Annotated in this window: 19 protein-coding genes; 10 read left to right on the forward strand and 9 right to left on the reverse strand. The window is 73.0% G+C overall.

Annotated elements, in window-relative coordinates; genetic code table 11:
• Positions 1–17 precede the first annotated feature (17 nt).
• From A0J59_RS02640 to A0J59_RS02665, 6 genes are all read left to right on the forward strand, one after another.
• Positions 18–941, forward strand: a complete 924-nt coding sequence (locus A0J59_RS02640) for a carbohydrate ABC transporter permease (RefSeq protein WP_047231473.1) — start codon at positions 18–20, stop codon at positions 939–941.
• Positions 934–1,911 (forward strand): carbohydrate ABC transporter permease, encoded by a 978-nt coding sequence (locus A0J59_RS02645; protein ID WP_082140945.1) that lies wholly within the window; start codon positions 934–936, stop codon positions 1,909–1,911. The genes A0J59_RS02640 and A0J59_RS02645 overlap by 8 nt, the downstream gene beginning before the upstream one ends.
• Before the next feature lie 100 nt (positions 1,912–2,011).
• On the forward strand, positions 2,012–3,358 hold the full coding sequence (locus tag A0J59_RS02650; protein WP_047231474.1) for an ABC transporter substrate-binding protein: 1,347 nt from the start codon (positions 2,012–2,014) through the stop codon (positions 3,356–3,358).
• Between the two features lie 149 nt (positions 3,359–3,507).
• A complete protein-coding gene (locus A0J59_RS02655) occupies positions 3,508–4,932 on the forward strand; it encodes a Gfo/Idh/MocA family oxidoreductase (RefSeq protein WP_255364921.1) in 1,425 nt (474 codons plus the stop codon).
• Positions 4,929–6,479, forward strand: a complete 1,551-nt coding sequence (locus tag A0J59_RS02660) for a UxaA family hydrolase (protein ID WP_064315133.1) — start codon at positions 4,929–4,931, stop codon at positions 6,477–6,479. The genes A0J59_RS02655 and A0J59_RS02660 overlap by 4 nt, the downstream gene beginning before the upstream one ends.
• A gap of 51 nt (positions 6,480–6,530) precedes the next feature.
• Complete coding sequence (locus tag A0J59_RS02665; RefSeq protein ID WP_053369881.1) at positions 6,531–7,556, forward strand: 3-oxoacyl-[acyl-carrier-protein] synthase III C-terminal domain-containing protein; 1,026 nt, start codon at positions 6,531–6,533, stop codon at positions 7,554–7,556.
• Between the two features lie 58 nt (positions 7,557–7,614).
• Here the strand turns inward: A0J59_RS02665 and A0J59_RS02670 are convergent, their stop codons facing one another.
• From A0J59_RS02670 to A0J59_RS02685, 3 genes are all read right to left on the reverse strand, one after another.
• Positions 7,615–10,224 carry a discoidin domain-containing protein gene (locus tag A0J59_RS02670; RefSeq protein ID WP_064315134.1) on the reverse strand — a complete coding sequence of 870 codons (2,610 nt, stop codon included), beginning with the start codon at positions 10,222–10,224 and terminating at the stop codon, positions 7,615–7,617.
• Positions 10,225–10,328: 104 nt separating this feature from the next.
• Positions 10,329–11,738: a DUF1996 domain-containing protein gene (locus tag A0J59_RS02675; protein ID WP_255364923.1), complete on the reverse strand. Its 1,410-nt coding sequence runs from the start codon at positions 11,736–11,738 to the stop codon at positions 10,329–10,331.
• A gap of 151 nt (positions 11,739–11,889) precedes the next feature.
• Complete coding sequence (locus tag A0J59_RS02685; RefSeq protein WP_064315136.1) at positions 11,890–14,163, reverse strand: discoidin domain-containing protein; 2,274 nt, start codon at positions 14,161–14,163, stop codon at positions 11,890–11,892.
• A 322-nt stretch (positions 14,164–14,485) separates the two neighbouring features.
• On the opposite strand from A0J59_RS02685, the gene A0J59_RS02690 reads away from it, so the two are divergent.
• Positions 14,486–15,532, forward strand: coding sequence for a LacI family DNA-binding transcriptional regulator (locus A0J59_RS02690; protein ID WP_047231478.1), 1,047 nt, complete (start codon positions 14,486–14,488; stop codon positions 15,530–15,532).
• Between the two features lie 39 nt (positions 15,533–15,571).
• Here A0J59_RS02690 and A0J59_RS02695 read toward each other — a convergent pair whose 3' ends face one another.
• Positions 15,572–16,510 carry an SDR family oxidoreductase gene (locus A0J59_RS02695; protein WP_047231479.1) on the reverse strand — a complete coding sequence of 313 codons (939 nt, stop codon included), beginning with the start codon at positions 16,508–16,510 and terminating at the stop codon, positions 15,572–15,574.
• A 130-nt stretch (positions 16,511–16,640) separates the two neighbouring features.
• Between A0J59_RS02695 and A0J59_RS02700 the strand changes: the two genes are divergently transcribed.
• Both A0J59_RS02700 and A0J59_RS02705 read left to right on the forward strand, forming a co-directional pair.
• The gene (locus A0J59_RS02700; protein WP_064315137.1) at positions 16,641–17,477 is read left to right on the forward strand and encodes a helix-turn-helix transcriptional regulator; all 837 of its coding nucleotides are present in this window, start codon (positions 16,641–16,643) and stop codon (positions 17,475–17,477) included.
• A 79-nt stretch (positions 17,478–17,556) separates the two neighbouring features.
• Positions 17,557–18,606 carry an aldo/keto reductase gene (locus A0J59_RS02705; RefSeq protein WP_064315138.1) on the forward strand — a complete coding sequence of 350 codons (1,050 nt, stop codon included), beginning with the start codon at positions 17,557–17,559 and terminating at the stop codon, positions 18,604–18,606.
• 33 nt (positions 18,607–18,639) lie between these two features.
• Here A0J59_RS02705 and A0J59_RS02710 read toward each other — a convergent pair whose 3' ends face one another.
• From A0J59_RS02710 to A0J59_RS02720, 3 genes are all read right to left on the reverse strand, one after another.
• Positions 18,640–20,022, reverse strand: coding sequence for an RNA polymerase sigma factor (locus A0J59_RS02710; protein WP_064315139.1), 1,383 nt, complete (start codon positions 20,020–20,022; stop codon positions 18,640–18,642).
• A 28-nt stretch (positions 20,023–20,050) separates the two neighbouring features.
• Complete coding sequence (locus A0J59_RS02715) at positions 20,051–20,488, reverse strand: YciI family protein (protein WP_064315140.1); 438 nt, start codon at positions 20,486–20,488, stop codon at positions 20,051–20,053.
• Positions 20,489–20,606: 118 nt separating this feature from the next.
• Positions 20,607–21,404, reverse strand: a complete 798-nt coding sequence (locus tag A0J59_RS02720) for an ABC transporter ATP-binding protein (protein ID WP_047231486.1) — start codon at positions 21,402–21,404, stop codon at positions 20,607–20,609.
• A gap of 261 nt (positions 21,405–21,665) precedes the next feature.
• Between A0J59_RS02720 and A0J59_RS02725 the strand changes: the two genes are divergently transcribed.
• Positions 21,666–23,948, forward strand: a complete 2,283-nt coding sequence (locus tag A0J59_RS02725) for a SpoIIE family protein phosphatase (RefSeq protein ID WP_255364925.1) — start codon at positions 21,666–21,668, stop codon at positions 23,946–23,948.
• Positions 23,949–23,969: 21 nt separating this feature from the next.
• Here the strand turns inward: A0J59_RS02725 and A0J59_RS02730 are convergent, their stop codons facing one another.
• Entirely contained in the window at positions 23,970–24,443 is a 474-nt protein-coding gene (locus A0J59_RS02730) for an ATP-binding protein (protein WP_156532764.1), read from the reverse strand.
• Positions 24,440–24,772: an STAS domain-containing protein gene (locus A0J59_RS02735; RefSeq protein WP_047231488.1), complete on the reverse strand. Its 333-nt coding sequence runs from the start codon at positions 24,770–24,772 to the stop codon at positions 24,440–24,442. Before A0J59_RS02735 ends, A0J59_RS02730 begins: the two co-directional genes overlap by 4 nt.
• Positions 24,773–24,855 lie beyond the last annotated feature (83 nt).

The raw sequence follows: 24,855 nt of genomic DNA on the forward strand, positions 1-24,855 counted from the left end.
TGCGAGGAGGGTCTCGCATGGCGGTGACCGAGCTCGCGCGAGGGACCGCCACGCGGCGGCCCGCACGCAAGAAGGGGGACGGGAAGGCGGCGGCGCTCTTCCTCGCCCCCTGGTTCGTGGGCCTCGCGCTCATCACGGCGGGCCCGATGGCGGCGTCGCTGTACCTGTCCTTCACGGACTACAACCTGCTCCAGGCGCCGAGCTGGATCGGCTGGGACAACTACGAGCGGATGTTCGCCGACCCGCGGTTGCTCAACTCGCTCCAGGTGACGTTCACGTACGTGTTCGTCTCCGTGCCGCTCCAGCTCGCGGCCGCGCTCGGCCTCGCGCTCCTGCTCGACAAGGGACTGCGCGGGCTCGCGGTCTACCGCTCGATCTACTACCTGCCCTCGCTGCTCGGCGGGAGCGTGGCGATCGCGATCCTGTGGCGCCAGGTCTTCGGCGCCGACGGGCTCATCAACCAGGTCCTGGCGCTCGTCGGGATCGAGGGGCAGGGGTGGGTCTCGCACCCCGACTACGCGCTGGGCACGCTCGTCGCCCTCAACGTGTGGACCTTCGGGGCGCCGATGATCATCTTCCTCGCCGGGCTGCGCCAGATCCCGCGCATGTACTACGAGGCGGCGTCGATCGACGGCGCCGGCCGGTGGCGTCAGTTCCGCTCGATCACGGTGCCGATGCTCACGCCGATCATCTTCTTCAACCTCGTGCTCCAGCTCATCAACGCGTTCCAGTCCTTCACGCAGGCGTTCGTCGTGAGCGGCGGGACCGGCGGGCCGGCGGACTCGACGATGTTCTACACGCTCTACCTCTACCTCAAGGGCTTCGGCTCCCTCGAGATGGGCTACGCGTCGGCGATGGCCTGGTTCCTGCTCCTGATCATCGGCGGGATGACGTTCGTCAACTTCCTCGCCTCGAAGTACTGGGTCTTCTACGATGACTGACACCACGCACCCCGCCACGGGGACCCCCACCGACGCCGCCGTCATCGAGGACGCGGCCCCCGGGACCCGCTCCCGGTCGACGCTCTCCCAGCTCGCGGCCGACGCGCCGCCCACCGCCCCGCGACCTCGGCGTCGTGCGCAGTCCGCGCGGGTCCGGTCCGTGCTCAAGCACGTGCTGCTCGTCGCGTTCGGCCTCGTGATGCTCTACCCGCTGCTGTGGATGCTCGCGAGCTCGTTCAAGCCGTCGGCGCTGATCTTCCGCGAGCCGGGCCTCATCCCGTCCGCGGTCGACCTCGGCAACTACACCGACGGGTGGAACGCGCTCACCCACCCGTTCGGCCACTACCTGCTCAACTCCGCGGTCGTGGTGCTCGGCTCGGTGCTGGGCAACCTCGTCTCGTGCTCGCTCGCCGCCTACGCGTTCGCCCGGCTCCAGTTCCGGGGCCGCGGGGTCTGGTTCGCGATCATGCTCATGTCGATCATGCTGCCGATCCACGTCGTGATCGTGCCGCAGTACGTGCTGTTCTCCTCGCTCGAGTGGATCAACACGTTCCTGCCGCTCATCGTGCCCAAGCTGCTCGCGACCGACGCGTTCTTCATCTTCCTCATGGTCCAGTTCTTCCGCGGGATCCCCAAGGAGCTGGACGAGGCCGCGCGGCTCGACGGCTGCGGCCACGGCCGGATCTACCTGCGCATCATGATGCCGCTCGCGCTCCCGGCGCTCGCGACGACGGCGATCTTCACCTTCATCTGGACCTGGAACGACTTCTTCAGCCAGCTCATCTTCCTGACCAAGCCGGACATGTACACGGTCCCGATCGCGCTGCGCACCTTCGTCGACGCCACGGGCCAGAGCTCGTGGGGCCCGATGTTCGCCATGTCGATCGTCTCCCTAGTCCCCGTGTTCCTCGTCTTCCTCTTCGGTCAGAAGTACCTCGTCAAGGGCATCGCCACGACGGGGATCAAGTAGCTCCTCCGGCCCGCGGGCACCCGCCCGGGGGCCACCCGGTGCCGACCGGCACCGCTCCGCACGACAGAACGACGACGTCCCGTCACGCACAAGGAGAGTCATGAACACCTCGATCCACCGTTCGCGCCGGCCCGGCGCGCGCCGCGCGGCGCTGGCCGCCGCACTGACCGTCGGTGCCCTCGCCCTGACCGCCTGCGGCGGCGACGGCGGCGTCGCGAACCCGGGCGGCGACGACGAGTCGTCGTCCGCGGAGTCCGGGCCCGTCCAGATCCGCTTCTCGTGGTGGGGCTCGGACACGCGCCACCAGACGACGCAGCAGATCATCGACCTCTTCGAGGAGCAGAACCCCGACATCACGGTCGTCGCCGACTACACCGACTGGGGCGGGTACTGGGACAAGCTCGCGACCTCGGTCGCGGCCGGCGACGCGCCCGACGTCATCACGCAGGAGGAGCGCTACCTCGCGGACTACGCCTCGCGCGGCGTCCTCGCGGACCTCGGGGAGCTCGACATCGACACGAGCTCGATCGACGAGTCGGTCGTGGGCTCGGGCGAGACGGGCGGGGCGCTCTACGGCATCCCCACCGGCGTCAACGCCTACGCGGTGCTCGCCGACCCGCAGGTGTTCGCCGACGCCGGTGTCGAGGTGCCGGACGACGCCACGTGGACGTGGGAGGACTACGTCGAGGTCTCGAACGCCGTGACCGCGGGGTCGACCGACGGCATCTACGGCACGCAGGACTACGGCTTCAACGAGGCCGGCCTGTCGATCCTCGCGCGCCAGCGCGGCGAGGCCCTGTACACGCCCGAGGGTGAGCTCGGCGTCTCCGCGGAGACCGTCGCGGACTTCTTCCAGCTCTCCCTCGACCTCCAGGCGGGCGGGGGCCAGCCCGACGCCGCGCGGTCCGTCGAGCTCGAGGGCGCCGGCCCGGAGGGCTCGCTCCTCGGGACCAACCAGGGCGCCATGGGCATGTGGTGGACCAACCAGCTCGGCGCCATCAGCACCGCGTCGGGTCGCGACCTGGAGCTCCTGCGCCTCCCGGGCGAGTCCGAGGGGGAGCGCACGGGCATGTACTTCAAGCCCGCGATGTACTACTCGGTCGCCAAGACGTCCGAGCACCCCGAGGCGGCGGCGAAGTTCGTCGACTTCCTCCTCAACGACCCCGAGGCCGGGGCGCTCATGCTCTCCGACCGCGGCCTGCCCGCGAACACGGAGGTGCGCGCGGCCGTCAAGGACAGCCTCTCCCCGGCCGACAAGCAGGCCGCGGACTTCCTCGAGGCGCTCGGCGCCGACGTCGTGGACGGCCCGCCCGTCCCGCCGCAGGGCGCCGGCGACGTCGTCGAGATCCTCAAGCGCATCAACACCGAGGTGCTGTTCGAGCAGAAGTCTCCGCAGGACGCCGCGACGCAGTTCCTCGACGAGGTGGGCGCGGCCATCGGGCAGTAGCCCCGCCGTGGCGTCCCGCCACCCCTGACCGGCCGGGCCGGTCCGTCGCCCCACGGACCGGCCCGGCCAGGCCCGACCAGGACTCGCACCGGCACGACCCCACCGTCGCGCAGACCCCGCGCCCAGGACCCCGAGAGGACCGCAGACCCGTGCACCACCCCGGCACCACCCCGACCGAGACCGCGACGACAGGCCGCCCGCGGCGCTACGCCGTCGCCGGCACCGGGCACCGCGCCCGCATGTTCGTCGACGCGCTGCTCGGTGAGCACCGCGAGGACGGGCACCTGGTCGCGTGGTGCGAGCCCAACCCGGTGCGCGCCGCCTGGTACGACCGTCGCCTGGAGGCCGCGGGCCTCGGGCCGCTGCCCCGCTACGAACCGTCCGACCTCGGCCGGATGCTCGCCGAGCAGGCCGTGGACACGCTGATCGTGACGACGCCCGACCACGCCCACGCGGACTACGTCGTCGCGGCGCTCGGGGCCGGTGTCGACGTCGTGTGCGAGAAGCCGCTCACGACCGATGCGGCCGGGATGGCGCGCATCCGCGCGGCCGCCGAGCGCTCGTCGGCCACGCTCACCGTGACGTTCAACTACCGGTACTCGCCGCGCAACACCGCGCTGCGGCGCGTGATCGCCTCGGGCGAGATCGGCGACGTCGTCTCGGTGCACTTCGAGTGGCTGCTCGACACGGTCCACGGCGCCGACTACTTCCGGCGCTGGCACCGCGACAAGGCCGCCTCGGGCGGGCTCGCCGTGCACAAGGCGAGCCACCACTTCGACCTCGTCAACTGGTGGCTCGACGACGTCCCCGAGACCGTCGTCGCGCGCGGCGGCCTCCGCTTCTACGGCGACGACGGCGCCGGGCGTCCCCCGGGAGACCGCCCCGGCCTCGGGCGCGACGCCGCGCCGGACGACCCGTTCGGCATCGACCTCGCCGGGGACGACACGCTCCGCGCGCTCTACCTCGACGCGGAGGCCGAGGACGGCTACGTGCGCGACCGCGACGTGTTCGCGCCCGGCGTCACCATCGAGGACACGATCGGTGCGCTCGTGGGCTACCGGCGGGGCGCGGCCCTCACCTACTCGCTCACCGCGCACAGCCCGTGGGAGGGGTACCGCGTCGCCGTCAACGGCACGCGCGGCCGGGTCGAGCTCGACGTCGTCGAGCGCGCCCACGTCGAGTCGGGGCACGCCGCCGAGGCCCTCGGGCCGGACGGCAAGCGGCGCCCGGTCGTGGACCCGAGCGCCGTGCACGACCCGGGGGCGGGCGACGTCCGGCCCTACGGCGCGCGCCTCGTCGTGCAGCGGCACTGGGAGCCCGCGCGCGAGGTCGTCATCGAGGAGGGCGAGGGCTCGCACGGCGGCGGCGACCGCCTGCTCCTCTCCGACGTCTTCCGGGGCGCGGGCGAGGACCCGCTCGCCCGCGCGGCGGGCTACGTGGACGGTCTGCGCAGCGTCGCCGTCGGCGTGGCCGTGAACCGCTCGCTCGAGACCGGGCGGGTCGTGCGGACCGCCGACCTCGGCGTCTCGCTCGAGCGTGCCGCGGCACCCCGACCCGAGGCGGTGCCGTCGTGACCGCGGCCGCTCGCGCGACCGACGCGCCCGTCCTCGTCCTGCGCCCCGAGGACGACGTCGCCGTCGCGACGCGCGACCTCGCGCCCGGGGACGTCGTGGGACTTTCCACCGGAGGCTCGGTCGACGTGCTCGACGACGTCCCGCGCGGGCACAAGGTCGCGCTGCGGGACGTCGCCACGGGCGGTCCCGTGCGCAAGTACGGCCAGGTGATCGGCGTCGCGACGCGCGACGTCCGCGCCGGCGAGCACGTGCACACGCAGAACCTCGGGTACGCGCCGGGGGAGCGCGAGCACGAGCTCGCCACGGTGCACACCCCGCTGGCGACGCCGCCCGGACCGCGCCCGACCTTCCGGGGCTACCGCCGCGCGAACGGCTCGGTGGGCACGCGCAGCTACGTCGCGATCCTCACGTCGGTCAACTGCTCCGCGAGCACGGCCCGCATGATCGCCGACCAGTTCCGAGGCCTCGCGCTCGAGGCCTACGACGACGTCCACGGCGTCGTCGCCCTCACGCACCAGTCGGGGTGCGGGCTCGTGCCGACGAGCGAGGGCGCCCAGGTGCTCCTGCGCACGCTGCGCGGGTACGCCGCCCATCCCAACGTCACGGGCGTCCTCGTGCTCGGCCTCGGCTGCGAGATGATCGCCGTCGACACCGTGCTCGCCGGGGCCGACCTCTCGCCGGACACGGTCGTGCGCACGCTGACCATCCAGGACACCGGCGGGGTGCGGGCCACCGTCCGCGCGGGTGTCGAGGCGGTGCGTGAGATGGTGGTGGAGATCGACGCGCGCTGGGAGCGCACCGACTGCGACGTCGCCGACCTCGTCCTGGGGCTCAACTGCGGCGGCTCCGACGGCTACTCCGGCATCACCGCGAACCCCGCGCTCGGGATCGCGTCCGACCGCCTCGTCGCGTACGGCGGCACGTCGGCGCTCGCGGAGACGCCCGAGGTGTTCGGCGCCGAGCACCTGCTCACGCGGCGGGCGGTCACGCCCGGGGTCGGGCAGCGCCTGCTCGACCGGCTCGAGTGGTGGCAGGGCTACGCCGCCGCGGGCGGGGGCACGCTCGACAACAACCCGTCGCCCGGCAACAAGGCCGGGGGTCTGACGACGATCCTCGAGAAGTCGCTCGGCGCCGTCGCCAAGGGCGGGCAGGCCGACCTCGCCGCGGTGCACGAGTACGCCGAGCCCCTCGACACCAAGGGTTTCGTCTTCATGGACACCCCCGGCTACGACCCTGTCTCCGTGACGGGGCTCGTCGCGGGCGGGGCGACCGTGGTGTGCTTCACGACGGGCCGCGGGTCCGTGTTCGGCTGCAAGCCGACGCCGAGCATCAAGCTCGGGACCAACAGCGAGCTCTTCGCGCGCATGGGCGACGACGTGGACATCGACTGCGGGCGGATCGTCGACGGCGTCGCGACGCTCGAGGAGGTGGGCGACGAGATCTTCGCGCGCATCCTCGCCGTCGCCTCGGGGGAGCAGACGGCGAGCGAGGAGCTCGACCTCGGCGGCGAGGAGTTCGTCCCGTGGCAGCTCGGCACGGTCACCTGAGGCCCGAGGACCCGGTCCTGGGGCCGCCGGCTGCGTGACATGATCGACCTCATGCTCACTCCCGCCACCGGCGCGGCCGGGTCGCGCATCGCCGGCCTCGGTCACTTCCAGCCCGAGAAGACGCTGACGAACGACGACATCGCGCAGCTCGTCGAGACCAACGACGAGTGGATCCGCTCGCGCACCGGGATCGTCACGCGGCACGTCGCCGACGACGACACGACGGTCGCCGACATGGCCACCGCGGCGGCACGCCACGCGCTCGACGACGCGGGCGTCGACCCCGCCGAGGTCGACCTCGTCATCGTCGCCACGGCCACCGCGACCGATCGCTCGCCCAACACCGCGGGCCGCGTCGCCTACCACCTGCGCACCGGCGTCATGCCCGGGCAGTCGACGCCCGAGGAGGCGTCCGAGCTCGACCTGCGCGGCGTCGTCGGGCCCGCCGTGCTCGACGTCAACGTCGCCTGCTCCGGGTTCGCCCACTCCGTCGGCCTCGCCGACCAGGCGATCCGCGCCGGCTCCGCCCGCACCGCCGTCGTGGTCGGCGCGGAGAAGCTCACCGCGTTCACCGACTGGACCGACCGCAGCACGTGCATCCTCACCGCCGACGGCGCGGGCGCGGCAGTGCTGCGCGCGACGGACGAGCCCGGCGTCGGGCCCGTGACCTGGGGCTCGGAGCCCGACCTCACGCCCGCCGTGCTCATCGAGTCGCCCGCGGACAAGTTCGCCCAGGACGGCCGCGCCGTCTTCAAGTGGGCCATCACGCGCGCCGCCGACCGCGCGCGCTCCGTCGTGGAGCGCTCCGGCGTCTCGCTCGACGACATCGAGGTCCTCGTCGCGCACCAGGCGAACCTGCGCATCATCGAGCCCCTCGCGAAGTCCCTCGGGCTGGAGTCCAAGATCGTCGTCACCGACATCGTCGAGTCGGGCAACACGTCGGCCGCGTCCATCCCGCTCGGGCTCTCCAAGTGGTGGCACGCCGGCAAGATCCCCGCCGGCGTCCCGGCCCTGCTCTTCGGCTTCGGCGGTGGGTTCGCTTGGGCGGGCCAGGTCGTGGAGACCCCGACCCGCTGACGAGCGGTCGCCGTCGGCCCGGCCCCTGCACCGGGCCGACGGCGATGCTCGCACCCGCCTAGGGGTAGCTGACGACCTTCGCCGGGACGGTCTCGACGCCGCTGGCGCGGGGGCCGACGCCGTTGATGACGTGCTCGTACGTGCCCACCCCGCCGAGCGAGACGGTCAGCAGCGAGTGCATCCGCACGCCCGGGGTGATCGGGACCTCGAACCCGTTGTCCGAGACGATCGACGCGTCCGAGGTGAACACGCAGTAGGAGCCCAGGCCCCACGCCTCGTGGTTGCGCACGTGGTCCGCGACCTTGTACGCCGCCCACCCGCGGATGCCGTCGTGGTTCCACGCGGCCTGGTTCGGCGGGTCGTACGGGAGCTCGTTCTGGTAGAAGATCGTGCGCCCCCGCTCGCCGTTCCACAGGGTGTTGTACTTCTGGTAGTGCTCGACGAAGAGGCCGTAGCCGTCGACGTCGTCGCCGTTGACCACGAGGCCGTGGTCGGCGGTGTTGACGTCCCAGCCGATGCCCTCGCCGTGGTCGCCGCGCCAGGACCAGATGTGGTCGACGATCGTGTCGTCCGCGTTGATGACGATCGCGCTGTCCACCTTGCCCGCGTGCGCGCCGCCGACGCGCACGAACACGTCGTGGATCGAGATCGGGTCGTCGGCGTGGTCCGCGCTCGAGCCCTCCGTGCCCACGGTGAGCATGCTCGGGGACTCGGCCGCCCCGGCGTCGAACAGGACGCTGGCGACCCGGACGCCGTCGACGTCGCCGACCTGCAGCGCGGTCTGCCCGGCGGTCGGCACGATGGTCGCGTAGCCGAGCCCCAGCACGACCGTGTCGGCGCGGTTCACCTCGATCGTCTCGTCGAGGTGGTAGACGCCCGGGGTGAGCAGGAGGTTCAGACCCTGGTCGAGCGCGGCGTTGATGTGCTCGGCGGTGTCGCCGGGGTGCGCGACGTAGAAGTCGTCGAGCGGGATCGACGTGCCGGGCGTGGAGCCGTTCTTCCACGTCGCGCCGCGCGTGCCCTCGCGCAGCGACGGGACGAAGACGGCGTAGTCGTCGCCGTCGAGGTAGAGGTACGGCTTCTCGCGGATCGTGCCCGTGGTGTCGAGAGTCGTGACGGCGGGCTCGGGGAATGTCGTCGGCGGGGCGTTCTCGGTGCCGGAGAACACCATGTTCCACAGCGTGCCGTCCCAGCCGCCCGTGAGCGTCGAGTCGCGCGTGTACCACTGCTGCTGCGTGTAGCCGCGGACCTGGCCGTCGACGATCGAGTCGGCCGTGAAGCCGCCCGACGCCCACCCGTAGCGGGACGAGTGCAGCATGAGGTTGCCCTTGACGTGGATGCGCCGCATCGGGGCCGCCTGCGAGACGGCCCAGCGCATGTCACCGCCGGTCGGGGTGACGGCGAGGTTCTCGATGGAGCGCCAGAAGTTCTGCGTCGCGTTCCCCTCGAACCACTCCGCGTCGGCCCAGACGCCGCCCGTGATGTTCACGTCGTCGGGGTTCTTGCCGAGGCCGTTGACCGCGGTGTTGAAGCCGACGTTGACGTGCACCGGGTACGTGCCGGGCTCGAAGAGGAACTGGTCGCGGCGCAGGCCGAACTGGCTCTCCTCCTGCGCGGCGTACGCCGCGTCGACGGCGGACTGGATGTCGGCGACCGGGGTGCCGGGGCCGAACACGTGCACGTTCGGCCCGAGGTCCCCGCCGCCCTCGATCGGCTCGCCCGTGCCCGGGTTCCCGGTCCCGTCGCCCGTGGTCAGCACGCGCAGCTCCCAGATCGAGTAGCCCCAGCCGGTCCCGCGCTCGGTCCCGACGAGCCGGACGTAGCGGCCCGAGCCGGTGACGTCGAGGGCCTGCTTCCCGCCCGTCCCGTCGGTCACGGTGCGCAGCGTGCGCCACAGGGCGCCGTCGTCGGACGTCTCGACGCGGAAGCCCTTGCCGTAGGCGCCCTCCCAGTCGATCTCGATCCCGCAGACCGGCTTGATCGCGCCCAGGTCGACCTGGAGCCACTGCGCGTCGGAGAACTCGCTGCTCCAGCGCGTGTCGGCCTTGCCGTCCACCGCGAGGCCCGCGGCGTACGCGCCCTCGGCGGACGACGCCGTCGCCGCCTTCCCGAGCGCGGCGTTCGTCGTGCAGTCGTCGCCCGGGTCGACGGTTCCGTCGTCGGTCCCGGGCGTGCCGAACACCTGGAGCTCCCACAGCGAGTAGCCGTAGCCGGTGCCGCGCTCGGTGCCGAGCAGGCGCACGTAGCGCCCGGTCCCGGACACGGGCAGCGTCTGCTGCCCGCCCGTGCCGTCGGTGACGGTCCGCAGCGTGCGCCAGGTCGTGCCGTCGTCGGAGGCCTCGATGCGGAAGCCCTTGCCGTAGGCGCCCTCCCAGCTCAAGGCGACGGAGGAGAGCGTCGAGACCTGGCCGAGGTCCACCTGGAGCCACTGGCCCTCGGCGAACTCGCTGCCCCAGCGGGTGCTCAGGTCGCCGTCGACGGCCCGTGCGGCGGCGTAGTCGCCCTGCACGCTCGATGCTGTCGCGGGCTTGCCCTGGGAGAGGTTGACGGGTCCCGCCGCGGCGGCGACGGGCGCGGCGGCCGCCACGAGCGGCGCCGCGACGCACGCCGCGGTCAGCCCGGCGGCGAGGGAGGCCAGGCGGAGCCTGGCCGGGGATCGGAGGTGCATGGTCCTGCCTTCTTCGGGTCGGTGGGTCGTGCCACGGGCACGACCGTGCCCCGGGCGCGGCGCCGTCGTGCTCGACGACGCCGCGCCCGTCGGGCGGTGGGGTGTCAGCCGACGAGCTGGTAGTTCTCGTCGAGGACGGTGCCGCGGTGCGGCTTGTAGAGGTCGTACCCGCGCGGGTTGCACTGGAGACCGCCGTTGATGCAGTGCTCCACGAGGCGCTCGAGCACCTCGGGCTCCCAGCCGTTGATGAAGTCGTAGTGCCACGACTGGTCGGAGCCGCTCACGAGCCTCACGTCGGACATGTCACCGCTCACGGGCCACGCGATCTTGAACTCGATCATCGGGACCGCGATCGGGTGCGTCATGGGGCACTGCCCGTCCACGGGGTACGCCATGTGCGCGCCGTGGCCCATGTGCGCCGAGGCGTCGGGGGACAGGTGCATGCCGTCCCAGCAGCTCGGGGCCTGGTAGCGGATGTTCAGCTCGGTGCCCTCGGGGCAGTGGGCCGGGATGTCCCAGCTCTTCGAGATGTCGCCGCACTCCCAGCCCTCGACGGCGCCCGGCGCGGTCCTGAACTCGTCGTACGTCGCCATCATGTCGCCCGCGACGAACCGCAGGCCCGGCGGGAAGGGCTTGACCTTCGTGTAGTCGTCGATCCCCGACTTGTAGTAGATCGTCATGGGGATGTCGGGCTCGATCGGGACGCCGTTCTTCTCGATCGCGGGGAACCAGTACGACGAGTGGTCCTGCGGGACCGTGCAGGTCGAGTCGGTGTTCTCGAACAGGTCCTCCGGGACCGTGAACGCGTCCGTCACGCGGTTGCCGACGAACGTGTGCAGGTGCGACCTCCCGGGCTGACCGGGGAAGACGATCGGGTCGTCGGGCAGGAAGTGCGAGAACGAGCAGTTGGCCTGGAACTCGTGGTGCGTGACCTCGTCGTCCCACTCCGGCGGGTTCTCGGGGGCCGGCGCGTCGCCGTCGCCGAACACCTGGAGCTCGTACAGCGAGTAGCCGTACTGCGTGCCGCGCTCCGTCCCGACGACCTGGACGTAGCGACCCGTCACGTCGACGTCGAACGACTGCACGCCGCCCGTCCCGTCGGCCACGGTCGCGACGGTCGTCCAGGACCGGCCGTCCTGCGACACCTGGACCGTGAAGTCCTTGCCGTACGCCGCCTCCCAGTCGAGGACGACGCGGTCGAGGTCGTGCGCCTCGCCGAGGTCGACGCGGAGCCACTGGTCGTCGCTCGGCTGGCTCGCCCAGCGAGTCGCCCGGTCGCCGTCGACCGCGAACCGGGGGCCCAGGCCGCCCGACTCGGAGCTCGACGCCGCCGTGAGCGCACCCTGGGAGAGCAGGGTGTCCGGGGCGGCGGCGGCGCTCGTCGTGACGACGACCGAGGTCGACGCGACGAGGACGCCGGTCATCGTCGCGGCGATCCGGCGTCGGCCCGTCCCGGCGCGGCGTCTGCCGTGCCGGGGAGGCGTTAGCGTGGTGGTGCGTGTCGTGCCGTGCATGCTTCCTCCTTCGAGGTCGTCGCGCGCTGCGGAGCCTCTCGGGCAGGAGCGCGCGACGCTGCGCGGATGATGGGCACGCCCGGCGTCTGTCACCGGGCGCCGTGCCGGGTGGGGGCGGTTGCCGCCGCCCCCACCCGGACGTCTGCGGGTGTCAGCGCTGGTACACGCCGAGCTCGAAGAGCGAGTAGCCCCACTCGGTGCCGCGCGCGTCGAGCTGGAGCCGCACGTAGCGGCCGTTGCCCGCGACGTCGAGGCTGTCGACCCCGCCGTCGCCGTCGGTCACCGTGCGGACCGTGGTCCAGGACTGCCCGTCGTTCGACGTCTGGATCCGGTAGGCCTTGCCGAACGCGGTCTCCCAGACGAGCTGGACGTGCTGGAACGCCTGGACGGATCCGAGGTCGACCGTCAGCCACTCGTCGTCGTTCCAGTTGCTCGCCCAGCGGGTGCCCTGGTCGCCGTCGGTCGCCTGGCCGGGGGACCAGTTCCCGTTCCAGGGGTCGAAGCTCGACGCCGTCGTGGTCTTGCCCTGCGCGATGTTCGTCCCCGCGACCGGCGGTGCGACGACGCGGAACGAGCGCGTCTCGACCCCGACGTTCCCCTTCCCGTCCTCGGCCCAGACGTAGAGCTTCCACACGCCGAGCCGCGACGGTGCGGTGACCGAGAACTTCCCCTGGCCCTTGCTCGTGAGCTCGGTCCAGGCGAGGCCGCCGGCGCCGTCGATGTACTTGCTGTTGAAGAACGCGACGTAGTTGATCGGGTCGCCGTCGGGGTCGGTCGCGGCGAGGTCGAAGTCGAGCGTGGCGCCGGCGGTCACGGACGTCGCCCCCGGGATCGCCATGCCGCTGATGCGGGGGGCCGTGTTCACGCCCGCGAGGTCGACGCCCCACGTCTGGGCGATCGCGTGGTAGCCGAGGCGCTTGTTGTTGCCGGGCGTGACGTTGAACCATACGCCGCCGAAGTCGCCCTCGACGCCGTAGTGGAAGAACGTCGCGCCGAGCGCCTTGCCCTCGTGCTCCATGAGGCACTTCCACGACAGCGGCAGCGCGCGGCTCTTCTCGATGTCGGTGGGCTCGTCCGGGACGCCGTTCGCGTCGTCCGGCACCTCCCACTCGCCGGCCGCGCCGCCCTCGGTGAGCACGTACGGCTTGCCGTAGTTCCCGGCCTCCCACGCGCTCGCGATGCTGCACACGTCGCCGTAGGCGTTGATGGAGAGCAGGTCCAGGTCGGGCGCGTGGTCGCGGATGTACGGCCACGCGCCGGTCCACGCGTCGGTGTTCGACGTCGGGTGGTTGGGGTCGATCGCGTGGATCGCGACGCTCACCTCGTTGACGAACGACGCGTACGCGTCGCGGATCTCCTCGAGCTCGGTGCCGGAGTAGCAGTTCTGGAGGCCGAGGATCGCCTCGTTGCCGATGTTCCACATGAGGACGGCCGGGTGGTTCTTGTACTCCTCGACCCAGCGCAGGATGTCGGCCTTGGTGTCGTTCTTGTACGTCGTGTCGGTGCGGTAGTCGATGCAGCCGCCCGACCCCGGGCCGCCGCCGGGCATGAGCCAGAAGCCCGCGATGACGCGGACGTCGTGCGCGGCCGCGGCGTCGAGGATCGCGCGCGAGTCGGCGCCCGTGCCCCAGGTGCGGGTCGTGTTGCCGTTGATGTCGGCGAGGCCCTGCATGCGCGGGCCGGTCTCCTCGGCGCTCGTGCCGCCCCACGTGAACCCGCGCACGGTGTACGGCTGCCCGTCCACCTGGAGATCCCAGTCGCCGTTCCCGCCGACGACCTTCACCACGCTCGGGCCGGAGTCCTTGACCGGGACCGTCGGGTGGCCCGGGTGCACGTAGTCGGGGAACGGGTCGGTCGGGTCACCGGGGTCGGTCGGGTCGACCGGCCCCGAGCCGCCCGCCTCGCCGAACACGCGGAACTCGTAGAGCGAGTGGCCGTAGCCACCCGGACGCGCGGTCGAGAGCACGCGCACGTAGCGGCCCTCCCCGTCGACGTCGAGCACGTCCGTGCCACCGTCGCCCTGGGTCGTGGAGTAGAGCGTGCGCCACGCGGAGGCGTCGTCGGAGACCTGGACCTGGTACGCGGAGGAGAAGGCGCCCTCCCAGACGAGCTCCACACGGTCGACGCTCGCGGCCTGCTGGAGGTCGACCTGGAGCCACTGGGGGTCGCTCCAGGCGCTGGACCAGCGCGTGCCGAGGTCGCCGTCGACGGCGTTGCCCGCGGCGTACCCGGCCCAGTCGTCCTGGACGGACGACGCGGTGGCGGGCTTGCCCTGGGACAGGAGCACCGGCTCGGCGCTCGCGGTCGTCGCGGGCACGACCAGCGCCGCTCCCGCGAGCGCGCCGGAGGCCAGCGCTGCGAGCGCGGCGCGGGCCGCTCGGCGTCTGCGGGGTCGCCCGGGGGCGGTGGGGGATGTGGTGCGCATCGTGTTCGTCTACCTCTCCGTCCGCCCCAGGTCTGCGTCGACCCGGGGCACAGTTCGTCGTCGAGCCGTGCCCTCAGCCGCGGCGCCGCGGCTGAGGTATGAAGCAGGGAGAGCGCTCTTACCCGAGACCCGAGTTTTCACCCGCTCACGAGGGCTGTCAAGCGCAGCGGCCGTGAGATTGGGTAGCAATACGTGCATAAAACGACTCAAAACGGTCACTAAGTCTAACAAACTGGTTAGTAAGAAATGGACGGCGATCCCGAGCGTGCCCCGGGCCGGTGCCAGCCGGGAAAGCGCTCTTACCCCTGCTATCGTCGATGGTGTGAGCGAGGACGTGAGGCACCGGGCGCCGACGCTCGACGACGTGGCCCGGGTGGCGGGCGTGTCGCGCGCGACGGTCTCGCGCGTCGTCAACGGCAAGCGCAAGGTCGCTCCCGCCGTCCAGGAGGTCGTCCTGGAGGCCGTCGCGACGACCGGCTACGTGCCCAACCGCGCCGCGCGCTCGCTCGTCACGCGCCGCACCGGGACCGTCGCGGTCGTCGTCTCCGGTGCCGAGCCGGCGCCCGACGACGGCCTGCACCTCCCGCGTCTGCTCGCCGACCCGTTCTTCGGCCGCGTCGTGGGGTCGTTCGTGCGGTCCCTGCGCCCGCACGACGTCCACCCCGTGCTCATGCTCGCCGACGGCGACGAGGCGAGGCGGCAGGTCGTGTCGTACCTCCGGTTCGGCAACGCCGACGGCGCGCTCCTGGTCTCCACCCACGCCGACGACCCGCTCCCCGAGCAGCTCCTGGCCACGGGCAGGCCCACGGTGCTCTTCGCCCGGCCACCGCGGCCCCTCCCGGTGAGCTACGTCGACGTCGCGAACGCCGACGGCGCACGGCTCGCCGCGCACCACCTGCTGGACCGCGGCTGCCGGACGGTCGGCGTCGTCTCAGGGCCTCTCGACGTGCTCGCCGCGCGCGACCGCCTCGACGGCTTCCGCGACGCCATGGCGCGGCGGGGTCACGCGTACGTGCCGAGCGTCGAGGGCAACTTCACGGTCGAGAGCGGCGAGGCCGCGATGCTCGAGCTGCTGCGCACCGCACCGGGGCTCGACGGCGTCTTCGTGTCGAACGACGTCATGGCGCAGGGCGCGGTCCACGCGCTGCGCGAGCAAGGGCGCCGGGTGCCGGACGACGTCGCTGTCGTCGGGTTCGACGACAGCCCCGCCGGCACGCTCACGCGCCCGGCCCTGACGACGGTGCGCCAGCCCGTGGAGGAGATGGCGGCCGAGATGGCGCGCCTCCTGCTGGAGCAGGTCGAGACCGGCGAGCCACGGGTCACGTCACGGATCTTCGACCCCGTGCTCGTCGTGCGGGACTCGGCCTAGACCGGCGCGCAGCGACGCTCGGCCGACGCCGTGCGCCGGTCAGTCGAACGTGACGCCTGTCAGCTCCTGCGAGACGGACCAGAGGCGCGCGGCTTCCGAGGCATCGCGCAGCGGGGCCCAGAGCTTCTGCTCTCCGGGCGGTCCGCCGGCGTTGCCCGGCCACTGCGGTCCGTAGAAGGCACCGCTCTTCGCGTCGGGGGACGTCGCGGCCATGAGAGCGGGCAGGGCTGCCGTCTGCGTCGTCCCGACGAGCAGTCCGTGCGAGGACAGCCACTCGATCATGCGTCGGCCTCGTGTCGCGGAGTCACGGGCGAGCTCGGGCCGTGCTGCGAGCAGGCTCGTCGGGGCGACACCGGGATGGGAGACGTTGCTCGTGATGCCCCAGTCCTGTGCCGTGCTGCGCCGGTCGAGCTCGAGCGCGAACAGCCCGACGGAGATCTTCGACTGCCGGTAGGCGCCCATCCCGTCGTAGCCCTGCTGCCACTGGAGGTCGTCCCAGCGGATCCTGCCGCTGCGTGCGGCAACGCTCGCCTGCGACGTCACCCGGGCCTGCCCGGTCCGCAGGAGCGGGAGGAGGTGGCCGGTGAGGGCGAAGTGGCCGAGGTGGTTGGTCCCGAACTGCAGCTCGAACTCGTCGGTGGTGACCTGACGTGTGGGCGGTGTCATGACGCCGGCGTTGTTGACGAGCAGGTGGATCGGCTGCCCCTCGTCGAGCAGCGTCTGCGAGAACGAGGACACGGAGGCGAGCGAGGACAGGTCCATCTCACGCAGCGTCAGGCGAGCTGCGGAGTGTCCGGCTCGGATCCGCGCCGCCGCGGCCTCGCCCTTGTGCGGGTTGCGGACCGGCATGACGACGTCGGCCCCGGCGGCGGCGAGCCGGGTCGCGATCTGGAGGCCGACGCCGTCGCTCGCGCCGGTGACGACGGCGCGCCGACCCGTGAGGTCGGGGACGGTGATCTCGTGGCTCGTGCGGGGCATGAGGACTCCTCGGTGCTGGATGAGGTGGGCGCGCGGCGGACGGCCCATGCCAGGTTCAGCCAGGCGCAGCACGTTATCCACGACCTGATGATCCGTGGCTCTGCAGCCGCAGGCACGTGACGATGGACCCATGATCGACAGAGCGGGGCTCGCCGACTTCCTGCGCACCCGTCGCGCCGTGCTGCAGCCCGAGGACGTGGGTCTGCCGCGTGGATCGCGGCGCCGCACCGAAGGGCTGCGGCGAGAGGAGGTCGCGAGCCTGTGCCACATGTCCACGGACTACTACTCCCGGCTCGAGAGAGAGCGTGGCCCGCAGCCCTCGGAGCAGATGGTCGCTTCGATCGCGCAGGGCCTGCACCTGTCGCGCGCGGAACGCGACCACCTGTTCCGGCTCGCCGGGCATCGCCCGCCCGAGCCCGGGGCGGCCGGCGATCACGTGGACCCCGGGCTGCTGCGGATCATCGAGCGCCTGGAAGACACACCGGCGGAGATCGTCACCGAGCTCGGCGAGACGCTGTGGCAGACGCCTCCCGGCGTCGCGCTCGTCGGCGACCTTCGCCGGTACACGGGCCCCTCGCGAAGCATCGGGTACCGCTGGTTCACCGATGCGTCGGTGCGCGATCTCTACTTCCCAGAGGACCACGCCTTCTACTCCCGGATGTACGCGTCGGGGCTGCGTGGGGTGCTCGCCCTGCGGGGGCCGCAGTCGCGCGCTGCCCACCTGGCCCAGCTTCTCCTCGACCGCAGCGAGGAGTTCCGCACGGTGTGGGACCGGCACGAGGTGGGCGTGCGACCACGCCAGGTCAAGCGGTACCTCCACCCGCTCGTCGGACCGCTCGAGCTCAGCTGCCAGACCCTGCTCGATCCCGAGCAGTCGCACTCGCTGCTCGTCTACACCGCAGCACCTGGTAGCCAGTCCGCGGAACGCTTGCAGCTCCTCACAGTCCTCGGACCAGCCCGGGCCTGAGACGTCGTGCGAGACGACGGCCCGCCTGCGGGACGAGTCTGGGCACAGCTCCCAGGGCGCAGGGAGGCAGAATGGACCCATGCCTCTCGCCCCGCGCTACGTCGCCGCCGACGACCGTTACGACACCATGACCTACCGCCGGACGGGGCGCAGCGGCCTCGACCTGCCCGCGATCTCGCTCGGTCTGTGGCACAACTTCGGCGACGTCAACCCGTTCGAGACGCAGCGCGCCGTGCTGCGCCGCGCGTTCGACCTCGGGATCACGCACTTCGACCTCGCCAACAACTACGGCCCGCCGTACGGCTCCGCGGAGGAGAACTTCGGCCGCCACCTCGCGCAGGACCTCGGCGCGTACCGCGACGAGCTCGTCATCTCCTCCAAGGCGGGCTACGACATGTGGCCCGGGCCGTACGGCGACGGCGGCTCGCGCAAGTACCTCCTGTCGTCGCTCGACCAGTCGCTGACGCGCACGGGCCTCGACTACGTGGACGTCTTCTACCACCACCGCCCGGACCCGAGCACGCCGCTCGAGGAGTCCATGCGGGCGCTGCACGACGCCGTCCAGCAGGGCAAGGCGCTCTACGTCGGCGTCTCGAACTACTCGCCGTCCCGCACGCGGGAGGCCGCCGCGATCCTCGCCGACCTCGGCACCCCGCTGCTCATCCACCAGCCCAGCTACTCGATGCTCAACCGCCACGTCGAGGACCCCGCGCACGAGGACCGGTACGACGGCGTCCAGAGCGAGTCGCTGCTCGACGTCGTGGGCGACCTCGGCGTCGGCACCATCGTGTTCTCGCCGCTCCAGCAGGGCCTGCTCACCGACCGCTACCTCTCCGGCTCCGCGCCCGAGGGGTCGCGCGCCGCACGCCCCGACTCCCCGTTCCTGTCCGAGCAGAACCTCGACGAGTCCTACCTCGAGAAGGCTCGCGCGCTGAACGACATCGCCACCGGCCGCGACCAGACGCTCGCCCAGCTCGCCCTCGCCTGGGTCCTGCGCGACGACCGCGTCACGTCCGCCCTCATCGGCGCGAGCAGCGTGCGCCAGCTCGAGAACAACGTCGCGGCGCTCTCGGCGCCCCCGCTCACCGCCGACGAGTCGGCTGCGATCGAGTCCGTCCTCGCGAGGTAGAACCGCCGGTCGCGAGGTAGAGCTCGCGGGGCTCTACCTCGGGCCCGGAGGTTCTACCTCGCGACCACGGGCGGGGTGCGGGTCGGCGGACGACGACGCGGCGGCGGACCGCTCCAGGAGGAGCTGACGCTCGTGGCGGGTCGGGGCCAGGCCTGCGGCGCGTTCGAGGACGTCGGCGGCCTCAGCGTGCCGGCCCAGCCGGGTGAGCAGGTCGCCGCGCACGGCGCCGTAGAGGTGGTGGCGCGCGAGGCGCGGGTCGTCCGCGACGGCGTCGAGCACGAGGAGCGCGGCCTCGGGACCGTCCGCGTAGCCCACGGCCACGGCGCGGTTGAGCTCGACCACGGGGGAGGGCGCGACCGACGCCAGAGCGTCGTAGAGCGCGACGATCGCGTCCCAGTCGGTGTCGGCCCACGTCGCGGCGCGGGCGTGGCACGCGGCGATCGCGGCCTGGAGCGAGTAGGGCCCGAGCGCCTTCCCGGCGCGCGTGCCGAGCGCGAGCGCGCGGTCGAGCGCGGCGAGGCCGTGCCGCACAAGGAGCCGGTCCCAGCGGGAGCGGTCCTGGTCCTCGAGGAGCACGGGCTCGCCGTCGGGCCCGGTGCGCGCGGCGAACCGTGACGCCTGGAGCTCCATGAGCGCGACGAGCCCGTGCACCTCCGGCTCGCCCGGCAGCAGCCCGGCGAGCACGCGTCCGAGGCGCATGGCGTCCTCGGCGAGCTCGCGCCGCACCCACGTGTCGCCCGACGTCGCGGCGTACCCCTCGGTGAAGACGAGGTACACGACCTCGAGCGCGGCGGGCACGCGGGCGGCGAGCTCGTCGGCCTGCGGGACGTCGACGGGGACGTTCGCCTCGGCGAGCGTCCGCTTGGCGCGGGAGATGCGCTGCCCGACCGTCGCGGACGGGACGAGGAACGCTCGGGCGATCTCGTCGGTCGTCAGGCCCCCGACGAGGCGCAGCGTGAGCGCGACGCGGGACTCGCGCGGCAGCACGGGATGGCACGCGACGAGGACGAGCGCGAGCAGGTCGTCGCCCACGGGGTCGTCGACGATCGCGTCGGGGGCCGGGACCGACCCGACGAGGACCGCGCCGCCGTCGCCCGGGCGCGCGACCGCCGTCGTCCCTGCGCCGGACCGTGCCCCGGGCGCGGCGAGGTCCGCCGCGAGCCGCGCGTACTTCGCGTCGCGCGTGCGCTCGCGGCGGACCAGGTCGACGGCGCGGCGACGCGCGACGGTGGTCAGCCACGCGCCGGGATTGTCCGGGACGCCCTGCTCGGGCCACTGCTCGAGCGCGGCGACGAACGCCTCCTGGGCGACCTCCTCGGCGAGGCCGACGTCCCGCAGGGTCCGGACCAGGCCCGCGACGAGCCGTGGCGACTCGATGCGCCACACGGCCTCGACGGTGCGGGAGACGTCGGTCATCGCGGTGCCCGTGCTCGCCGGGTGACCCTCAGGAGCCCTGCTGGGCGCGGATCTGCTCGGCGAGGCGTTCGTCCTTCTCGCGCTGCTCGGGCGTGTATTCGGCGCCGAAGTCCTCGATCTCGAAGATCGGCCGGATCTCGAGGACCTCCTCGAGCCCCATGCTGGGGTCGCTCGGGCACTTGCGGGCCCACTCGACGGCCTCCTCGAGCGAGGAGACCTGCCAGATCCAGTACCCGGCGACGATCTCCTTGGACTCGGTGAACGGACCGTCCACGACCGACGTCTCGCCCCCGCTGAACACGACGCGCGCGGCCTTGGCGGTGGGCTGGAGGCCCTGGCCGTCGAGCATGATGCCCGCCTTGACGAGCTCCTCGTTGTACGCGCCCATCTGGGCGAGCATGTCCTGCGTGGGAGCGATCTTGTCCTCGTCGGCCCCGGTGCCCTTGATCATGACCATGACGCGCATGACGTTCCTCCTCGGTGAGTGCCCCCTCGACCCTAGTGTCGTGAAGGCGTGTTCACCCTGACGTCGGACGGCGCCCCCCGGTCTTCGACACGCGCCGCCGACGAGTTCTTCCGGAGCGTCAGCGGAACCGCTGGACGGCGAGCGGGGCGGCCTCCGCGAGCCCTCGCACGGCCGGGTGGTCGGCGCCGGGGGCGGTGCCGGCGAAGACGTCGCGCAGCGCGCCGGAGGCGACGAACGTCCCGTCGGCGAGCACGTGCACGGAGGGGCACATCCGCTCGACGAGCTCCAGGTCGTGCGAGACGAGCAGCACCGCGGTGCCGAGCTCGGCGGTCGCGTCGGCGAGGCGCCGCACGACGTCGCCGCGCATCGCCGGGTCGACGGCGGTGAGCGGCTCGTCGAGCAGCAGGGCGCGCGGGCGCGTGGCGAGCGCGACGGCGAGCGCGACGCGCTGCTTCTCCCCGCCCGAGAGCGAGTGGATCGTGCGCGGCGCGTACCGGGGCTCGAGCGCGACGTCGCCGAGCAGGTCCTCGACGGACCGCCCGCTGGGGCGGCCGGCGCGCCGCGCGTCCTTGAGCGCCGCGGAGAGCGTGCGGTCGACGGTCCAGCGCGGGTCGATCCCGATCCCGGCGAGACCGTCCTGCGAGACGCGTCGGACGTCGGCGGTGAACTGCTTCTTGTCCCGGCGCGACAGCTTGGTGACCGTGCGCCCGGCGTACGTGACGTGGCCGGCCGTCGGCCGGACGAGCCCGACGAGCGCGCGCACGACCGTGGACTTTCCGGCGCCCGACTCGCCGACGATCCCGACCGGCGGAGCGCCCGGCGTCACGTCGAGGTCGATGCCGTGGACGACGTCGGGCCCTCCGTAGCCGGCGGCGAGGCCGGTGGCGCGCAGGATCGGGGTCGTCGTCGTGCTCATGGGTCACCTTCTGGTCGTCGGGGCCGGGCGGGCGGTCCGGGGCCCCGCTCGTCCGACGAACGACGCTACCGCGGAGTTCCGTGGCGTCGCTCACGGGCAGCGCCCTGGCGGCACGCGGCGACGTCCCCCGGGGCCGCCTGCCGGCCTGAGCCACGAGGCGCGGTAGCCTGGGGCACTCGACCAGGATCCTCGAGCCCAGGTGGTCCGTCGACCCGCGCCGCGGCACCGTGCCTGTGCGCGGCGACCCGGACGGAGGAGCACGTGACCAGGACGGTCGACGAGCCGGAGCTGCTGGCGCCCGGCGAGGCGGTGGACCTCGACAACTGCGCGCGCGAGCCCATCCACGTGCCCGGCATGATCCAGCCGCGGGGCGTCCTGCTCGTCGTGCGTGAGTCGGACGGCGTGCTGCTCCAGGCGTCGGCCAACGTCGAGCGGTACCTGGGGACCTCGGCCGAGGAGCTCGCGGGCCGCCCGCTCGCCGACGCGCTGGGTGCGGACCCGGCACGCCGGGTGCTCGACCACGCCGCGAACGTCGGCGACCTCGCCACGCGCAACCCCGTCACGCTGACCCTCGACCGCTGGGACGGGGCGTCCGTCGTCGTGGACGCCGTGCTCCACCGGCCCCCGCTGCCCGCCGACGGTCCGGAGACGGAGCCGGTGCTCGTCGTCGAGCTCGAGTCCGCGGCAGGCGCGCGCCCCCTGACGTTCCCCAACACGTACCTCGCCGTGCGGCACGCGCTGCGCGACCTCGAGCGCGCCGCGACCCTCGACGAGCTGTACGACGACGCGGCCCGGCACGTGCGCGAGCTGACCGGGTTCGACCGCGTGATGATCTACCGCTTCGACGCCGCGTACAACGGCGAGGTGGTCGCCGAGGCACGCCGCGAGGACCTCAACGCGTTCCTCGGGCTGCACTACCCGGCGTCGGACATCCCCCCGCAGGCCCGGGCGCTGTACGAGAAGAACTGGATCCGCCTCATCGCGGACGTCCACTACGAGCCGCAGCCGATCGTCCCGACGCTGCTGCCGACGACGGGCGCGCCCCTCGACCTCACGTACTCCACGCTGCGCAGCGTCTCGCCGATCCACCTCGAGTACCTGCGCAACATGGGCGTGCGCGCGTCGATGTCGATCTCGCTGCTGCGCGAGGGCAGGCTGTGGGGGCTGATCGCGTGCCACCACTACGCAGGTCCGCACGAGCCTCCGTACGAGGTGCGCACGGCCGCGGAGTTCCTCGGGTCGGCGCTGTCCGTCCGGCTCGTCGCGCAGGCCGAGGACGAGCGCGAGGCCGAGGTGCGGCGCGCGGAGGGCGTCCTCGCCCACCTGGCGGCCGACAGCCGGGACGAGAGCGTCCCGATCGGCACCGCGCTCACGCGCTCCGGGTGGCTCCGCCGCCTCGTCCGCGCCGACGGCGCGATCGTCGTCGCCGAGGGCGGCCTCATCAAGGTCGGCAGCACGCCCGACGAGGACGGGTGCCGCGCCCTCGTGGCCTGGGTGCTCAGCCACGACGAGGACCTCGTCGCGACCGAGGCGCTCGGCCGCGACGCGCCCGACCTCGCGGCGCTCGCGCCCGACGTCGCCGGCGTGATGGGCATCGTCCTGCCCGAGGGCCAGGTCGTCGTGTGGGTGCGCGACGAGGTGCTGCGGCACGTCGACTGGGGCGGGGACCCGTACAACAAGGCGATCGCGCAGCGTGAGGGCGAGACGGTCCGGCTCAGCCCCCGCAAGTCGTTCGAGCGCTGGCGCGAGGTCGTGCGCGGCCAGAGCGCGCCGTGGACGTCGGACCAGACGGACGTCGCCACGTCGCTGCGCGGCCACCTCGTCGAGGCGCTGTACCTGCGCGGGCGCAAGGCCGTGCGGGCGACGGAGGAGCTCCAGCGCAGCCTCCTGCCGGCGCTGCTGCCCGACGTCCCGGGCTGGACCCTCCAGTCCCGCTACGAGTCCGCCGGCACCGGGCTGGTCGGCGGCGACTGGTACGACGCCCTCGTGCTCCCCTCGGGCCGGCTCGCGCTCGTGGTCGGCGACGTCACGGGGCACGGGCTCCAGGCGGCCGCGACGATGGGCCAGCTCGGCACGACGCTGCGCGCGGCACTCGTGAGCACGGGATCGGCGGTCGAGGCGGTGGCGCGGCTGGCCGAGGTCGCCCGCTGGACGCTGCCGGGCGAGGTCGCGACGCTCGCGGTCGCGCTGCTGGACACGGTGAGCGGCGTCGTCGAGCACGTGTCGGTGGGCCACCCGCCCCTGCTCGTCGTCGGCCCCGACGGCAGCACCGCCTGGACCGAGAGCGCGAGCGTGCCGCCCCTCGGGCTCGTCGACCGGGTCCCGCCAGCACAGCGCGTGCAGGTACCGCGCGGGGGCGCGCTCGTGCTCTACAGCGACGGTCTCATCGAGCGGCGGGGAGAGTCGATCCGAGACGGCCTGGACAGGCTCGCGGCGGTCTTCTCGACGGGCCCGGACGTGGACGTCGACGGGATCGTCACCGCGGCGCGCGACCCGCGCTCCGCCGACGACGCGACGCTGCTCCTGGTGCGTCGCGACGCCTGAGGGCGGTGGCCGGGTCGGCGGTCAGCCGACGGGGAGGAGCGCGCTGCGCACCGAGGCCCCGGCACGGAAGACCGGGACGTCGAACCGTGCCCACACGTGCTTCTCGCCCGTGCCGGTGCGGCACCAGCCGACGGCCGTCGACGCCCGCTGCGCGAGCACGAGTCCGAACCCGCCCGCGCCCGGCGAGCGCCGTCCGGCGACCACGGGTGCGTCCGGCGAGTGGTCGACGACGTCGACCACGAGCTCGCGCCCGTCGCTGAGCAGCCGGACGCGCGTGGGCGGCAGTCCGTGGCGCAGGGCGTTGGTGGCGAGCTCGCTCGCGACGAGGACGACGCGCTCCGGCGTCGCCTCGAGCGCGCGGTCCGGCGGGAGCGGCCCGCCGGTGAGCAGGCGGTGCAGGCCCTCGCGCAGCGTCGCGAGGTCACCCAGGCCGCGCAGCGGCCAGGAGCCGATCTCGACGAAGCCGACGGGGACCGCGGCGTGCTCGACGCTCACGCGCTGTCCTCGTCGGTCGGGTCGTCCGCGAGCTCGAAGAGGTCGACGACCCCGCTGAGCTCCAGCAGGTCGCGGACACGGCGCGGGACGCGCTCCAGGACGGGAGCTCCCGAGCCCGCGGTCGCGGCGTGGTAGAGCAGCCGCAGGCCGCCCGAGTCCATGAAGGTCACCTCGCCGAGGTCGACGTGGATGCGCTCGTTCGCGGACTGCGCGATCCGCAGCAGCTCGTCCTCGCGCCGGGCCTGGACCGCGGCGTCGATCTCGCCGCGCATGGTCCAGCGCGTGCCGCCGCTCGTCGTCAGGACGTCGCCGCTCGTCGTCGGGGTCACCGTGGTGCGCTCCTCCTCGTCCCGACACCGTGCCGGGCACCCGGGACACGGTACGCGGACCTGCCGACGCTCGCTCTGCGATC

This window comes from Cellulosimicrobium sp. I38E (assembly GCF_001647255.1).
Taxonomy (GTDB): Bacteria; Actinomycetota; Actinomycetes; order Actinomycetales; family Cellulomonadaceae; genus Cellulosimicrobium; species Cellulosimicrobium cellulans_E.

Excerpts from the sequence above, each read along its gene's own strand:
- A0J59_RS02640 (WP_047231473.1), top strand. The coding sequence starts at position 18 with ATGGCGGTGACCGAGCTCGCGCGAGGGACCGCCACGCGGCGGCCCGCA.
- A0J59_RS02645 (WP_082140945.1), top strand. The coding sequence starts at position 934 with ATGACTGACACCACGCACCCCGCCACGGGGACCCCCACCGACGCCGCC.
- A0J59_RS02650 (WP_047231474.1), top strand. The coding sequence starts at position 2,012 with ATGAACACCTCGATCCACCGTTCGCGCCGGCCCGGCGCGCGCCGCGCG.
- A0J59_RS02665 (WP_053369881.1), top strand. The coding sequence starts at position 6,531 with ATGCTCACTCCCGCCACCGGCGCGGCCGGGTCGCGCATCGCCGGCCTC.
- A0J59_RS02670 (WP_064315134.1), bottom strand. The coding sequence starts at position 10,224 with ATGCACCTCCGATCCCCGGCCAGGCTCCGCCTGGCCTCCCTCGCCGCC.
- A0J59_RS02675 (WP_255364923.1), bottom strand. The coding sequence starts at position 11,738 with ATGCACGGCACGACACGCACCACCACGCTAACGCCTCCCCGGCACGGC.
- A0J59_RS02685 (WP_064315136.1), bottom strand. The coding sequence starts at position 14,163 with ATGCGCACCACATCCCCCACCGCCCCCGGGCGACCCCGCAGACGCCGA.
- A0J59_RS02695 (WP_047231479.1), bottom strand. The coding sequence starts at position 16,510 with ATGCCCCGCACGAGCCACGAGATCACCGTCCCCGACCTCACGGGTCGG.
- A0J59_RS02700 (WP_064315137.1), top strand. The coding sequence starts at position 16,641 with ATGATCGACAGAGCGGGGCTCGCCGACTTCCTGCGCACCCGTCGCGCC.
- A0J59_RS02705 (WP_064315138.1), top strand. The coding sequence starts at position 17,557 with ATGCCTCTCGCCCCGCGCTACGTCGCCGCCGACGACCGTTACGACACC.
- A0J59_RS02710 (WP_064315139.1), bottom strand. The coding sequence starts at position 20,022 with ATGACCGACGTCTCCCGCACCGTCGAGGCCGTGTGGCGCATCGAGTCG.
- A0J59_RS02715 (WP_064315140.1), bottom strand. The coding sequence starts at position 20,488 with ATGCGCGTCATGGTCATGATCAAGGGCACCGGGGCCGACGAGGACAAG.
- A0J59_RS02720 (WP_047231486.1), bottom strand. The coding sequence starts at position 21,404 with ATGAGCACGACGACGACCCCGATCCTGCGCGCCACCGGCCTCGCCGCC.